14 protein-coding genes are annotated in these 12,461 nt (G+C 66.7%); 4 read left to right on the forward strand and 10 right to left on the reverse strand.

What is annotated here, in order from left to right; all coding sequences use genetic code 11:
- Positions 1–94 precede the first annotated feature (94 nt).
- Entirely contained in the window at positions 95–292 is a 198-nt protein-coding gene (locus LPW39_RS05655) for a hypothetical protein (protein ID WP_230772038.1), read from the reverse strand.
- Between the two features lie 260 nt (positions 293–552).
- Here LPW39_RS05655 and LPW39_RS05660 point away from each other — a divergent pair, with 260 nt between their 5' ends.
- Genes LPW39_RS05660 through LPW39_RS05670 form a run of 3 tightly spaced genes read left to right on the forward strand, consistent with a single transcriptional unit; the run spans position 553 to position 2,396 of the window.
- A complete protein-coding gene (locus LPW39_RS05660; RefSeq protein WP_230772039.1) occupies positions 553–927 on the forward strand; it encodes a COG4315 family predicted lipoprotein in 375 nt (124 codons plus the stop codon).
- A gap of 54 nt (positions 928–981) precedes the next feature.
- The gene (locus LPW39_RS05665) at positions 982–1,524 is read left to right on the forward strand and encodes an RNA polymerase sigma factor (protein ID WP_230772041.1); all 543 of its coding nucleotides are present in this window, start codon (positions 982–984) and stop codon (positions 1,522–1,524) included.
- A 2-nt stretch (positions 1,525–1,526) separates the two neighbouring features.
- Complete coding sequence (locus LPW39_RS05670; RefSeq protein ID WP_230772043.1) at positions 1,527–2,396, forward strand: anti-sigma factor family protein; 870 nt, start codon at positions 1,527–1,529, stop codon at positions 2,394–2,396.
- 409 nt (positions 2,397–2,805) lie between these two features.
- On the opposite strand, the gene LPW39_RS05675 is transcribed toward LPW39_RS05670, so the two are convergent.
- Complete coding sequence (locus tag LPW39_RS05675) at positions 2,806–2,979, reverse strand: hypothetical protein (RefSeq protein WP_230772045.1); 174 nt, start codon at positions 2,977–2,979, stop codon at positions 2,806–2,808.
- 143 nt (positions 2,980–3,122) lie between these two features.
- On the reverse strand, positions 3,123–3,740 hold the full coding sequence (locus LPW39_RS05680) for a LysE family translocator (protein ID WP_230772046.1): 618 nt from the start codon (positions 3,738–3,740) through the stop codon (positions 3,123–3,125).
- A gap of 65 nt (positions 3,741–3,805) precedes the next feature.
- On the opposite strand from LPW39_RS05680, the gene LPW39_RS05685 reads away from it, so the two are divergent.
- Positions 3,806–4,729: a LysR family transcriptional regulator gene (locus tag LPW39_RS05685; RefSeq protein WP_230772049.1), complete on the forward strand. Its 924-nt coding sequence runs from the start codon at positions 3,806–3,808 to the stop codon at positions 4,727–4,729.
- Here LPW39_RS05685 and LPW39_RS05690 read toward each other — a convergent pair.
- The 7 genes from LPW39_RS05690 to LPW39_RS05720 form a co-directional block, all read right to left on the reverse strand.
- Positions 4,726–5,505 (reverse strand): ABC transporter permease, encoded by a 780-nt coding sequence (locus tag LPW39_RS05690; RefSeq protein ID WP_230772051.1) that lies wholly within the window; start codon positions 5,503–5,505, stop codon positions 4,726–4,728. The genes LPW39_RS05685 and LPW39_RS05690 overlap by 4 nt on opposite strands.
- Positions 5,502–6,722, reverse strand: coding sequence for an ABC transporter substrate-binding protein (locus tag LPW39_RS05695; protein WP_230772053.1), 1,221 nt, complete (start codon positions 6,720–6,722; stop codon positions 5,502–5,504). The genes LPW39_RS05690 and LPW39_RS05695 overlap by 4 nt, the downstream gene beginning before the upstream one ends.
- A gap of 43 nt (positions 6,723–6,765) precedes the next feature.
- Positions 6,766–7,572 carry an ABC transporter ATP-binding protein gene (locus LPW39_RS05700; protein ID WP_230772055.1) on the reverse strand — a complete coding sequence of 269 codons (807 nt, stop codon included), beginning with the start codon at positions 7,570–7,572 and terminating at the stop codon, positions 6,766–6,768.
- On the reverse strand, positions 7,569–8,657 hold the full coding sequence (locus LPW39_RS05705) for an acyl-CoA dehydrogenase family protein (RefSeq protein WP_230772057.1): 1,089 nt from the start codon (positions 8,655–8,657) through the stop codon (positions 7,569–7,571). The genes LPW39_RS05700 and LPW39_RS05705 overlap by 4 nt, the downstream gene beginning before the upstream one ends.
- A 180-nt stretch (positions 8,658–8,837) precedes the next feature.
- Positions 8,838–10,991, reverse strand: coding sequence for a WG repeat-containing protein (locus LPW39_RS05710; RefSeq protein ID WP_230772059.1), 2,154 nt, complete (start codon positions 10,989–10,991; stop codon positions 8,838–8,840).
- A 192-nt stretch (positions 10,992–11,183) separates the two neighbouring features.
- A complete protein-coding gene (locus LPW39_RS05715) occupies positions 11,184–11,795 on the reverse strand; it encodes an alkylhydroperoxidase domain protein (RefSeq protein WP_230772061.1) in 612 nt (203 codons plus the stop codon).
- The gene (locus LPW39_RS05720) at positions 11,792–12,460 is read right to left on the reverse strand and encodes a CMD domain protein (protein WP_230772063.1); all 669 of its coding nucleotides are present in this window, start codon (positions 12,458–12,460) and stop codon (positions 11,792–11,794) included. Before LPW39_RS05720 ends, LPW39_RS05715 begins: the two co-directional genes overlap by 4 nt.
- Position 12,461: the final 1 nt, after the last annotated feature.

Here is a 12,461-nt window from a genome sequence, read left to right on the forward strand (position 1 = left end):
AATGTAATTTGGGAGAAATCCGGGTTTGGCCTAGGCTCCGCAGCGCGTTTTTGCGAAGCAAGCGCTGGGCCGGGAGGCCAGCCAGCGCCCTGCTTCAGAAAAGCGCCGTCAGCACCGCCAGCTCGGCCAGAAACGCCTGCATCTGCGGGCTGGCCTCTTCCCCCGGCGCCAGCAAGCCATGCTTGTGCGCCAGTTGCCGAAACACCGATGCCGCCGCCAGCTGCGGCAGCGCGGCAGCATCCTCTCCCCCTTCCCCGACATCGCTCAGGTTGTCATGGGCCACTTCAATCATGCGAACTCCTCTCTTCTTGTGGGCAGCCAAGCAAGGCAGTCGCCCTGGGCAGCCGCCAGCTTGGATTCTTGTAACTGTATAAATATACAGTATTTAAGAAAGTGCACTGTCTGAAATTCGCACCGATGCAAGGCCACAGCCGCGTGGATGAGACGCTGCGCCGGCGCAAGCCACAACCATTTTCAAAGACCTTGGAATAATTCCGCCATGCCATCCGTCTACAGAAGTGTTCCTCCACCTAACCTTGAAAGATGTACGCCATGCAAACCCCTTACGCATCCCTGGTCGCCCTGTCTTTGGCAGCCCTGCTGGCCCCGTTGGCCCAGGCCGAGCCGGTGGCCAGGATGGCCAATGGCATGCTGGTCAACGCCAGCGGCATGACCCTCTACACCTTCGACAAGGATGTGGCCGGCAGCAACAAGAGCATGTGCAACGGCCCTTGCATCACGCTGTGGCCTGCAGTGCCTGCAGCAGCCGATGCCAAGCCTGAAGGCGACTACAGCATCATCACCCGCGACGACGGCAGCAAGCAGTGGGCCTACAAGGGCAAGCCGCTCTATACCTATACTGCGGACAAGAAGGCCGGCGACGCCACGGGCGACAACTTCAAGGACGTTTGGCACGTCGTCAGGTAAGCGGGCGCCGCAGCTGACTCCCCTCCTCACCCCTTGACCCGAACTGCAGCCCCTATGCGCGCACAGGACGAAGCGGAGATTGTGGCCTGCATCCCCAGCCTGCGGCGCTACGCGCGCGGGCTGGTCTCGGACCCGGACCGGGCCGATGATCTGGTGCAGGACACCCTGGAGCGCGCCTGGTCGCGCTTTTCCATGTGGCAAAAGCGCAATGAGGTGCGCGCCTGGATGTTCGGCATCATGCACAACCATTTCATCGACCGCCTGCGCGCCCAGCGCAGCCGGCCCGAGGACAGCGCTGGCGACGACCTGCCCGAGCTGCCCCAGCGGGCCCAGCAGACCGATGCACTGGAAGTGCGTGACCTGGACCGCCTGCTGCAGCGCCTGCCGCCCGAGCAGCGCGAGGTGCTGCTGCTGGTGAGCGTCGAGGAGCTGAGCTACCAGGAAGTGGCGCAGATCACCGGCGTGCCGCTGGGCACCGTGATGTCGCGGCTCTCGCGGGCACGCGCCCGGCTGCGCGACGAGATGACCAGCCAGGGCCAGAGCAAGGCGCAGGACAAAGTCAGCCATGCAGCGCAAAGAATCCAACGGGTGAAGTGACCATGGACAAGCCCCCCCTCAAAGCCCTGGACGCCAGTCCCATGCCCCCGATGACCGAAGCCGATCTGCATGCCTATGTGGACCGGCAACTGCCCAGCGCACGCCACCTCCAGGTCGAGCAGTACCTGCAGGAGCACCCGGAAGAACGCGCCCGTGTGCAGGATTGGCAGCAGCAGAATGCGCGGCTGCGCGACATGCTGGCACCGGTGATGGACGAGCCCTTGCCCATGGGCCTGCCGCTGCGCCCCACCGAGAGCATCCTGCCCTGGCGCAGCCTGGCTGCCGGCTTGCTGGTGGCGGTCATCAGCGCCGGTGCCGCCTGGTCGATCCGTGGCGCGGTCGATGCCAAGGCCCTCCAGCTCGCGATGGCTGGCCAGCCCGCAGCGCACCGCCCATCATCCGCCCAGCCCCAGCTGCTGCCCGCCAGCGGCACGGCCCTGCACGGCTTTGCCCAGCGCGCTGCGATTGCCCATGTGGTCTACAGCCCCGATGTGCGGCGCCCGGTGGAAATCGGCGCCGAGCAAGAGCAGGCCCTGGTCACCTGGCTGACCAAACGCATGGGCACCCAGGTGCGCCCGCCCCCGCTCAACGCACTGGGCTACCGCCTGATCGGCGGCCGCCTGCTGCCCGGTGACAGCGGGCCGGTGGCGCAGTTCATGTACGAGACCGAAGCCGGTTTGCGCCTGACCCTGTATGTCAGCCGCGAGGTAAGCACCCAGAACGATGTGCAGTTCAAGTTCGGCCAGCAAGGCCCTGTCAATGTCTTCTACTGGGTGGAAAACCAGCTCGGTTATGCCATCTCGGCAGGGGCCGACCGGGCCGAGCTGATGCGCGTCTCGCAGTCCGTCTACCAGCACCTGCAGCAAGACTGAAGCAGCCGCGCCACTGCGGCCCGCTTGGTCAGCCCCCAATGCCGATCCGGCCCCGCTGGTGGAAAGGGACGTGCCCCAAACCATTGGCCGTGACACGCGCATGGTGCTCATCCATCAGCGCCAGCGGAATGCCCATGCTCGGCGCTTCGTGCAGCTCCTGCGGTCACCCGCTGGTCAGGCCATGTGACCCAATGGGGTTGGCAGACAGCGGCGGCAGTGGGCGTCACATCAGCCCCGGAGATGGGGCCGTCCAAGCTCGCGCTACAACGCCTGCGGACACCGCCCGCCGCGTTGCCAGCCGCTGATCGGATGCAGGCATCCGCTGTAATAAAGCCGTTGCCCAAAGAGCTACGCATGCAATACGTCGTGAGACTGGGAGTGAAAGGCATGCGCACGGCATGAAACCGAATCAACCGCCCAACGGCTTGGCATGCTGCATCGCAGCCAGCCGGCGGTACTTCTCAAAAGTCTTGCTGATATCGGTGGAAACCGAAGGCACATAGCGCTTCGCTTTCTCGCCGCGATGGGCCACCAACGGGCGGGTTGGCATGGTCAGCATCGGAAATGAGGGCTGGTTTTGCATACCCAACTCCTTTCGAAGAAGACTTTTTAATCGATTCAGTTAATGATTTTAGAATGTAAGCCTTGATTGAGCAAAGTCAAGAAGCGGGCCGGGATTTGAAGAATCCGAATGTAATTAATTGCAAACAACTGGCCAACATTGGCCTAACGCGAACCGCGCGACAGCGCCAGCAGCACGCCAAATCCGACCAGCAGCCCGCCAAAGGCCCTGTCAATCCAATGCCGTGCCGCCAGCAGCCGGCCGCGCACTGCGCCGGCTGAAAAGCACAGGGCCACCAGGCTGAACCAGGCGATATGCGCCAGCGAGATAAAGGCGCCATAACCCAGCTGCACGGCCAACGGCGTCTGGGGCTGCACCACCTGCAAGAACAGGCTGACCATAAAGACGGTGGTCTTGGGATTCAACGCATTGGTCAGAAACCCCGTGCGCAGCGCCGCCCTATCCGACAAGGGCGCTGCTGCGGCCTCGGGCGCGTCGCCCACCGGCTGGGAACGCAGCATCTTCAGCCCCAGGTAGACCAGGTAAGCGGCGCCCGCCAGCTTGATCACATTGAACAGCCACAGCGACTGCTGGATCAGCAGCCCCAGACCCAGCAAGGTGTAGGCCACATGGACCAGCACCCCCAGGCCAATGCCCAAAGCCGTGAGCACGCCTGCGCGCCGCGATAGCAGCAGGCTGTTGCGCGTCACCATCGCAAAATCGGGCCCCGGGCTGATGACCGCCAGCAAGGTGATGGTGATAACGGCTAACAATTCGGTCATGGCGTATCCTCTGCAATAGCAAAAACAGCCCGCATGGTGCCTGCAATGGTGCGCGATGAAAAACGATGATTTCTGACAGCCATGGTGAGCCTGACTCACCATCCACCGACAGCCGCCTGCCTTCGCTGCTGGCACTGCGCTGCTATGAAGCGGCGGCCCGGCTTGAGAACTTCAGCCGCGCCGCCGATGAGTTGCACCTGACCCATGGGGCCGTCAGCCGAGCGGTGCGCCTGCTGGAAGACGACCTGGGCCTGGCGCTGTTCGAGCGGCGCAGCCGGCGGGTGTTTCTGACCGACGAGGGCCGGGCGCTGGCCCAGGCCGTCAGCCAGGGGCTGGATCTGATGCGCCAGGGTGTTGCCGATCTGCGTGCCCGTGCGCGCCAGCAGCAGCGCTGGGTGCTGTCCTGCGAGCCCACCTTGCTGATGCGCTGGCTGATTCCGCGCTGGCCGGATTTTCAGGCACGCCATCCGGGCCTGAATCTGCACCTGGTTGCCGGCGGCGGGCCCTTCTCCTTTGCCAGCGGTATCGACCTGGCCATTCGCCGCGACGACTTTGCCTGGCCTGCAGGCTGCCATGTCGAGCCGCTGTTTGCCGAGCGCATCGGCCCGGTCTGCCGGCCAGACCAGCAAAGGGCCTGGTTCCGAACGGGCAAGCGCAGCGCGGCACTCCAGGCCCAGGCCCTGCCACTGCACAGCCGCACCCGGCCCGGCGCCTGGCAGGACTGGGCCCGGGCCAGCGGCCAGGCGCTGCCGCTCGCCAGCGGGCAAAGCTTTGAGCATTTCTACTTCAGCCTGCAAGCGGCAGTTGCCGGCCTGGGTGTCGCCATCGGCCCCTGGCATTTGGTGCAGGACGATATCGCCAACGGCCTGCTCGTAGCGCCGCTGGACTTTGTCGAGGATGGCTCGCAGTACTGCCTGCTCTCCCCCCAGCCAGTGTTGGCTGGCACGGTGCAGGCTGCATTGCTGGCCTGGCTGCGGGCGGTGGCCTAGCCCCGCTGGCCGCGCTGCATCCAGCGGCTGCTGATGGCCCGGGCCAGCCAGTCCAGCACAAAGCCCAGGCAGCCGATGACGACGATGCCGGCCATCAGCTCGTCATAGGCCAGGCGGTCGCGCGTGTCCAGCACAAAATAGCCCATGCCGCTGGAGACGCCCAGCATCTCGGCGGGCACCAGCACGATCCAGCCAATGCCCACCGCCAGCCGAAAGCCGGTGAGGATATGGCTGATGCAGCCGGGCAGGACCACACGGGCAATGGTCTCCCAGCGCGTGGCCGACAGGCTGTGGGCCAGCCGCATCCAGGCCGGGTCCAGCGCCGCCACGCCGGCTGCGGTGTTCAGCATGATCGGCCAGACCGTGGCAAAGCCCAGCAGGAAGATCACCGGTGCCTCGCCCACGCCCAGCGCCATCACCGCCAGCGGCATCCAGGACAGCGGCGAGACCATGCGCAGAAACTGAAACGTCGGCCCGCTGATGCGCGCAAACAGTGGCGACAGGCCCAGGCACAGCCCCAGCGGTACACCGATCGCCAAGGCCAAGGCCAGTGCAATCGCAATGCGCTCCAGGCTCATGCGGATATGCGGCCACAGCTCGCCACTGCCCAGCAACTGCGCCAGGGCCTTGAGCCCGGCCTGCGGCGCAAAGGCCGAGCGGATCGCCTCCACATCGGAGATATGCCGGGCCGCCAGGGCCCACAGCGCCAACGTGATGGCCATGCCCAGCAGCGGCCAGGCCAGGCGCGCCGCCCAGCGTTTCCCTCCCTGCATCATGCGGCGATCACTTCCTTGCGGCTGAAGTCCTCCGCATGGCCAAAGGCCTTCAGCCCGCCCACCTGGCTGAGTGCCTGCTTGACGAAGCGGTCATCGACCAGGTCCTTGGCGGCAAAGGCCGGGTCCAGTTCGCGGATGAAGTCCACATTGCCTTCCATCAGGGTGCCCTGCATGGCCTTGACCAGCTCCTGCGTGTAGCTGGGGAAGGGATAGGGCTGGAAGTCGATGCGGCGCTGGTTCCATGCGGGGTGCTGCAGCACGCCCTTGGCGCGGTACTGCTCGAAGTCCTTCAGGTCAAACACCTTTTGCAGCACCGGCAGCGGGTGCGGCGTGTACTTGTTGGCGCCGTCCTTGGACATCAGCTCGGCCGTCTCGCCCATATGCTCACGCGTCCACAGCTGCGCCTTGACGATGGCCGTGGTCACGCGCTGCGCCCATTCGGGGCGCTCGGCAATGTCGCGCTCGGACAGGGTCACCAGGCAGCAGGCATGGTCCTTCCAGATATCGCCCAGGAAGCGCGCCACCTTGCCCACGCCCATGGTCTCGGCCACGGCATTGAACGGGTCGGCCACGATAAAGCCCGAGACCGATTTGGAGGCCAACGCCGCCACCATCTCGGCCGGCGGCACGATCACCAGGTTCACCTCCTTGGCGCCCAGCGCCGTGCCCTTGGGCTTGCTGACCGGCGTGAGCCCGTTCTTGCGCAGCACCTGCTGGATGAGGATGTTGTGGATCGAGTACCAGAACGGAATCGCAAACGTCGTGCCGGCCAGATCGGCCACGCTGTTGATGTTGGGGGCGACGGTGATGGCCGAGCCGCTCATATGGTTCCAGGCCACGACCTTGGCACCAAACTTGGAGCCATAGCGCACCGACAAGGTGGTGGGCGACAGCAGGTGCACCACATTCACCTGGCCGGCGATAAAGGCCTCGATCAGCTGTGCCCAGCTGCGGAACAGGCGGGGCTTTTCTGCCTGCAGGCCTTCGGCCTCAAACAGCTTGCGGCTGTGCGCCACAAAGAAGGGGGTCGCATCGGTAATCGCCAGGTAGCCAATGCGCACGGGCACATCGTCGCCCTTGAATTTTTGCGCCAGCGCATCGCCCGCGCGCAGCAAGGGGCTGGCCGCCACACCGCTGATGGCGGCAATGCGCAGCCAGTCGCGGCGGCTGATGCCGCAGTCGCAGTGGCTCGATGGGCAGATGTGCTGGTAGGTCATGGTTCTCTCTCTTCGGGGTTATCTAGGGGTGTCTGTCAACGCGTCAAACGGCAGCGGCCTGGCCGCGCAGGCTTTGCAGCGCATGCAAAATCTCCAGCCGCATCGCGGCGATGCGTCCGTCGTCCATGCGCCGGGGGTGGGCGATGTCAATGCGCCAGCTCTGCACGATGCGGCCGGCACCGGCCTGAACATCGGGCGTGCTGCCCATCAACAGCACCCGGTCTGCCACCAGCAGCGCCTCGTCAATATCGTGGGTGACCAGCAGGGCAGCGGTATGCCAGCGGTGCACCACCTCGACCAGCAGCGCCTGCATATCGCTGCGGGTCAGCACATCCAGCGCCGAGAAAGGCTCGTCGGCCAGCAGCAGGCGCGGCTCGCGCGCCAGCGCCCGGGCCAGCGCCGCACGCTGGGCCATGCCGCCCGAGAGCTGCGCCGGAAACAGCCGCTCCTTGCCCTTCAAGCCCACCGCCTCCATGCTGGCCTGCACGCGCTGTGCAATTGCCTGCTGCGTGGCCTTGGGCTGGTGCTTGAAGTCCAGGCCAAAGGCCACGTTGTCCTGCACATTCAGCCAGGGCAGCAGGCTGGCCTGCTGGAACACCACGGCCGCACGCGGGTGCGGCGCGCGCAAAGGCGCATCCAGAAACTGCAGCGTGCCCGCATCGGGCGGCTGCAAGCCTGCCAGGGTGCGCAGCAAGGTCGATTTGCCGCAGCCACTGCCGCCCAGCAGCGCCACAATCTCCTGGCTGTCGATATCGATGTCGATGCCGGCAAACACCGGCTGGCCCGCCCGGTAGCCATAGGCCAGGCCCCGGCCCTGCAGGGCTTGGCGGGATGCAAGGATTGCCGTCATGCCGCCACCTGCGGGGCATGCTGGGCCAGCTCGCCTTCCAGCTGGGTCAGACTGGGCGTGACGACCGGGATAAAGGCCGACTCGCGCCAGCGGCGGCCAAAGTCGGGCTGCTGGTCCTGCAGGTAGGCGCGGCCTCCGGTGGCCTGCAGCTCCAGCTGCAAGGCGTCCTGCACGATGCCCGCCAGGCGCATGCGCAGCGCAAACAGCGGGCTGACATCGGCGACCCAGCGGTCATCCAGCACACCGTCCAACAGCGCGGCCTCCACCTGGCCCAGCGTCTTCTGCGCCTCGGCCACGCGGCTGTGCAAGGGGCCACGCGCGCCGCCATCCTGGGCGGCAGCCTGCAACGCTGCCCGCGCCAAGCCAATCGACAACGCACACTGCATGCCCAAAAACCCGGGCCGCGCGGCTTTGAGATACGGCGGCCCGGCCTGGGCCAGCAGCGCCTGGGCGGGCACTGCCACCTGGTTCAGCTGCAGCGCAGCGGTGTTGCTGGCACGCATGCCCAGCAGGTCCAGATCGGGCGAGCGCACAAGGCCTGGCAGCCCGCTCTCCAGCGCCATCACCATCGGCAGGCCACCACCTTCGGGCTGCACCGCAGCAGCCACCACGAAGCCCTGGCTGCGCACGTTGGATACCCAGGGCAGCAGGCCATCCAGGCACCAGCCCTGCGCCACTGGCTTGGCCTGCACCTGCAAGGCCTCGATGCGCGACAGAAACTTGATCACATTGGAGAGGCCCACTGCGCCCGCGATATCGCCGCGCAGCAAGGCATCCCACCAGCGCTCGCGCGCGGCCTCATGGCCGCTGGCCTGCAGGTAGTGGATAAAGGCGCGCTGGCTCCAGAACACAAAGGCGCTGGTCAGCGACAGGCTGGCCACTTCGGTGATCGCGGCAATGGCATCGCGCACATCACCGCCATGGCCGCCTTGCGCAACCGGCAGGCCGGTACGCAGCAGGTCGTGGTGGGCCAGCATCGGCAGCACGGTGCTGGCCAGCTCGGCCTGGGTATCCAGTGCATGGGCGCGCTGCGCGATGTCGGCGAGCGCGCTCTCGGTCAGCAAAGGGTATGGGGTGGTGCGCATGTTGCAAGGCCGGCGGCCGCTTTGACATGAACGCAATGGCAGCCATTGCCGGGCCACCAGAGGGCGGGCATGGAAAGCATCCGTCGCATGGTCAGTTGCCGGACCGGCAAAAAGTCATGGTGGGAGCGCGGGCAGGCCCCGCGCGAGGATGCTGCAGTCTAACGCAACTGCCTTATAGGCTTATTTGACCGAGCGCAGGTGCTTCCCACAGCAGCGCAGCCATTGCTCGCGCATCTGCGCCTCCAGCGCCAGCAGGCTCTCGGGCGAGCCGCCACCGGCCAAGGCCTGGATGCCCTGCAACTGCTGCTGCACCTCGGGCTTGGCCAGCAGCTGGGCCACGGCCTGCTGCAGTTCGCGGTTGGTAGCGGGGTCGGAGTTGGCAGCGGCCCAGAGGATGAAGTGGTCATAGACCGCCAAGCCCGCCAGCGACGCACTGGAACCCAGCGTTGGCCAGGTAACGCCATCCAGGCTTTGCGGATAGGCCGGGTCGGCGGTCGTACCCAGCACCCGCAGCTGGCCACGCCGCACGGCAGTCGCAACGCCGTTCACCGGCGCCAGCACCAGCTCCACCGCATGCGCCTGGGTCAGCACATCGGAATCGGGGTATATGCCGGGGAAGACCACGCGCTCCATGTCAACGCCGCTGCGCGCCAGCAGCTCGGCCAACGCCAGTTGGCCGATCCAGCCATCCTCTCCGTTGCCCACACGCAGCTGGCCCGGGTGGGCGCGCGCATAGGCCAGCAGCGCATCGGTGCTGGCAATGCCCAGCGCATCGGACTGTGTACTGTCCATAGCCAGCACCCAGGGCTGCGATGCGAACACAGTCACCGGCAGCAGCGATCGCAGCGCGGTATCGATAGGCGGCCCTTGGTGCAAGCCGGGGATGCCGCCACGCGGCAGGGTCATGGCCGTGAACAGCAGCTGGCGGTCGCCACCGTCGGCGGCCAGGCGCTCGTAGTCGGCCACGCTGGCATCGGGCAGATGCCTGACCTCCACCTGGCGGCCCAGCAGCGCTGGCAACTGCGTCGCCAATATCTGGGCAAAGTAGGCATTGCGGCCACCGGCGGGCGATGGCACGGTGATCTGCAGCGGCAGCTGCGCCTGCGGTGCCAGCCACTGGCCGGCATCGTTCATCAGGCCATAGCGGATGGCCCATTGGCCGGCGGTCGATGGATTGCGCACCAGCGCCTCGGCCACCCAGTAGCGGCCCATGCGCCAGTACTGCCGGACCATCGGCCACTCGTCCTGCCAGCCGGGCGGCCGCCAGTCCTCGGCAAACAATGCCGACACCACCGCGTAGCCATGGCGAAACCGGCGCGCCTCGTGGAACTGCGGCGCAATCACCCACTGGCCTTTTGCATTTTGGTAGCCCCAGCGTCCGGTCGCCGCGTCCTGGACGGGCCGCAGCGCCTCGCCACCCTGTCTGCGCTGCAGGCGCTGCCAGCGGCATACCCGGGGCGTGCCGGCGTCCCGCTGCAGCCGCAGCCCGGCATTGCTGCACAGCTGGATGCGGCGCTGCGCCGTCGCATCGGGCAGGTGGCCAAAGGTGAACGGAATCACCATGCGCCCCAGCGGGTCAATCAGACCAGCGCCCAGCGAGCCCGGTGTCACGATCTGCTTTTTGTAGTCCATCCACTGTGCAGTCGTGATATCGCGGGGCGGCACCGGCGCCAGCCAGCGGCCTCCGGCATCGCGCAGGCCCGGCTGCGCATACACCAGGTCCAAGCGCAGCGCCGACGGCAAGGGCTGGGCGTCACCCGGCACCAGGTAGGCGACCGCATCGGGGGAGTACACCCCGTTCGTGGTGCCGCCATCGCAGGTAACCGGTGGCACGGCCCAATGGCCTTGCGCATCCAGGTGCCCATAGGCGGTGGTTGCTTCTCGCCGGCCATTGGGCTTGTGCTGCACCAGCCAGACCTTGGTAGCGGGCTGCAGCACGTTGTTCACCTTGGAGTTGTTGTGGGAGTCCACCCGCACCACCTGCCAGCGGCCATCACAGAAGCTGCGTGCGGACGGCGCCAGAAAAAGCGTGTGCCCCTCCAAGGCATCGAACAAGGCGGGCGCCAGTCCCGTGTTAGGGTCCGGGTTCAGGCTCAGCCAACGCAGGCGATCCATGTGGCGGGGATCAGCGCCGATCTGGAACATGAAAATCTCGGCCCAGGGTGGCGCAGACGAGGACACCGGCTGCAGTTGCCAGTGCGGCTGCATCGGCATGGCGCGCTCCGGGTGGGCATACAGATCCTGGTAGGCCGGCCGCGCAGCCTGGGCGCTGGCCACGCCGAGGCTGCATGCCAGCAGCCCCAGCCAGGCGCGCAATAACTGCAGGGCTTTCATACCGGGCCCCCGGCAAGCCAGCTGGACGCCGATGGCAGCTGCGGCAAGCCGCTGCGAGAGATGCAGAAGAAAGAGCATGGAGGCCGTGGGCGGTTGGGGATACAGCGCCAAAGTATCCGCTTTTTCTGCGGCGGCCCGGCAGAGGCCCCACCCCCAAAAACCCTGGGGGCCGGCGCCCAGGGCTTGGCCCGCTCAGGCCTGCGCAGTCTCCAGCGCCGGCTCGCCCAGGCTCAGCATCAGCCGGTTGGCCCAGTTGAAGAAGGCCGCGCCTTGCAGCGCATCGGCAATCGCATAGTCGTCCAGCCCGGCCTGGCGCAAGCCGTCGATATGGCCGGCATCCAGTGCCAGAGGGGTCTCGGTCAACGCGACCGAGGCGGCAACGATCGCGTTCCAGCGTGGGCCCAGATCGGCCTGCACCCCTAGGTCCAGCAGCTTTTGCACATCCTCTTCGCGGCGCGAGAAATGCGAGGCAAAGCGTGCATGCACCGAGGCGCAGTAAATGCAGCCGTTGAGGCGCGATGTGGCCGCAGCGGCCAGCTCGCGCTCGGCGCGGGGCAGGCCACCGTCGGGGTTGTAGAAGATGTCCTTGTCGGTGCGGGTGCGCGCGCCCAGGGTGTCGGGGTCGCGGGCCAGCAGCCGAAAGTACGGCGACTTGGCGCGTGACGCGTCCACCAGACCGTCAAAATGCCTGGGGGTCAGCTCCGCCTCCGGCAGCGGCTCTATCCAGGGCAGCCAGTCCAGCTGGGCCAGGGTGAAGACCGAGGGCGCGGTGCTGGCTGGGTAGTCCAGGGTGTGATTGCTCATGCAGCGCTCTCTTCAGCGGTGGGTTGTTGGGCAGCGGTGGATGGAGTGGGATGGGCTTGCAGCAAGCGCAGCCCCGCCACCACGCGGATCTGAAAGGCCAGAAAGGACACCAGCTGCGACAGCACCACGATGTCCGTCTCGCCCCAGCCCGCATCCAGCAAGGCCTGCAGATGCGCGGGCTGGGCATCACGGGGGTGGAAGGCCAGCAGATGCGCATGCGCCAGGCCGGCCGACAGGCGCTCGCCCAGCACGGCACGGCTCTGCGCGGCCACCGCGTAGACCGGGCCGGCCTGGTCTTCGGCGCTCAAAGGGCCTTGCGGGTACTGGCCATAAGGCCCACGGGCCAGGCCCAGCGCCACTTCGGCATCAATGGCTTTGCCCAGCGCCAGGCTGGCCTGGGCGGCCAATGCATCGCGGTAAAAGCGCTGCACCTGCGGCTGCTGGTGCAGCGCGGCCACAAAGGCGGCAACGGCCAGGCGCTCGTTCAGCGGCCACTGGCTGCTGAGCGGCGCGCGGGGTGCCAACAGCGCCAGAAAGCTTTGCTGGGCCTGCTCACGCGCCTGCAGGCGGTGGCGGCGCACGGCGTCCAGGTGGCTGCCCGGCTGTATGCCGGCGAGCTGGTCAATCACATCATCGGTCTCCGATGGGTTCCATGCAGAAGTCATC

It is taken from the genome of Comamonas koreensis, from assembly GCF_021026195.1.
Taxonomy (GTDB): domain Bacteria; phylum Pseudomonadota; class Gammaproteobacteria; order Burkholderiales; family Burkholderiaceae_C; genus Comamonas; species Comamonas koreensis.

What these genes read in the sequence shown, in the direction of transcription:
- LPW39_RS05655 (WP_230772038.1), bottom strand. Translation starts at nt 292, where the DNA reads ATGATTGAAGTGGCCCATGACAACCTGAGCGATGTCGGGGAAGGGGGA.
- LPW39_RS05660 (WP_230772039.1), top strand. Translation starts at nt 553, where the DNA reads ATGCAAACCCCTTACGCATCCCTGGTCGCCCTGTCTTTGGCAGCCCTG.
- LPW39_RS05665 (WP_230772041.1), top strand. Translation starts at nt 982, where the DNA reads ATGCGCGCACAGGACGAAGCGGAGATTGTGGCCTGCATCCCCAGCCTG.
- LPW39_RS05670 (WP_230772043.1), top strand. Translation starts at nt 1,527, where the DNA reads ATGGACAAGCCCCCCCTCAAAGCCCTGGACGCCAGTCCCATGCCCCCG.
- LPW39_RS05675 (WP_230772045.1), bottom strand. Translation starts at nt 2,979, where the DNA reads ATGCAAAACCAGCCCTCATTTCCGATGCTGACCATGCCAACCCGCCCG.
- LPW39_RS05680 (WP_230772046.1), bottom strand. Translation starts at nt 3,740, where the DNA reads ATGACCGAATTGTTAGCCGTTATCACCATCACCTTGCTGGCGGTCATC.
- LPW39_RS05685 (WP_230772049.1), top strand. Translation starts at nt 3,806, where the DNA reads ATGATTTCTGACAGCCATGGTGAGCCTGACTCACCATCCACCGACAGC.
- LPW39_RS05690 (WP_230772051.1), bottom strand. Translation starts at nt 5,505, where the DNA reads ATGATGCAGGGAGGGAAACGCTGGGCGGCGCGCCTGGCCTGGCCGCTG.
- LPW39_RS05695 (WP_230772053.1), bottom strand. Translation starts at nt 6,722, where the DNA reads ATGACCTACCAGCACATCTGCCCATCGAGCCACTGCGACTGCGGCATC.
- LPW39_RS05700 (WP_230772055.1), bottom strand. Translation starts at nt 7,572, where the DNA reads ATGACGGCAATCCTTGCATCCCGCCAAGCCCTGCAGGGCCGGGGCCTG.
- LPW39_RS05705 (WP_230772057.1), bottom strand. Translation starts at nt 8,657, where the DNA reads ATGCGCACCACCCCATACCCTTTGCTGACCGAGAGCGCGCTCGCCGAC.
- LPW39_RS05710 (WP_230772059.1), bottom strand. Translation starts at nt 10,991, where the DNA reads ATGAAAGCCCTGCAGTTATTGCGCGCCTGGCTGGGGCTGCTGGCATGC.
- LPW39_RS05715 (WP_230772061.1), bottom strand. Translation starts at nt 11,795, where the DNA reads ATGAGCAATCACACCCTGGACTACCCAGCCAGCACCGCGCCCTCGGTC.
- LPW39_RS05720 (WP_230772063.1), bottom strand. Translation starts at nt 12,460, where the DNA reads ATGACTTCTGCATGGAACCCATCGGAGACCGATGATGTGATTGACCAG.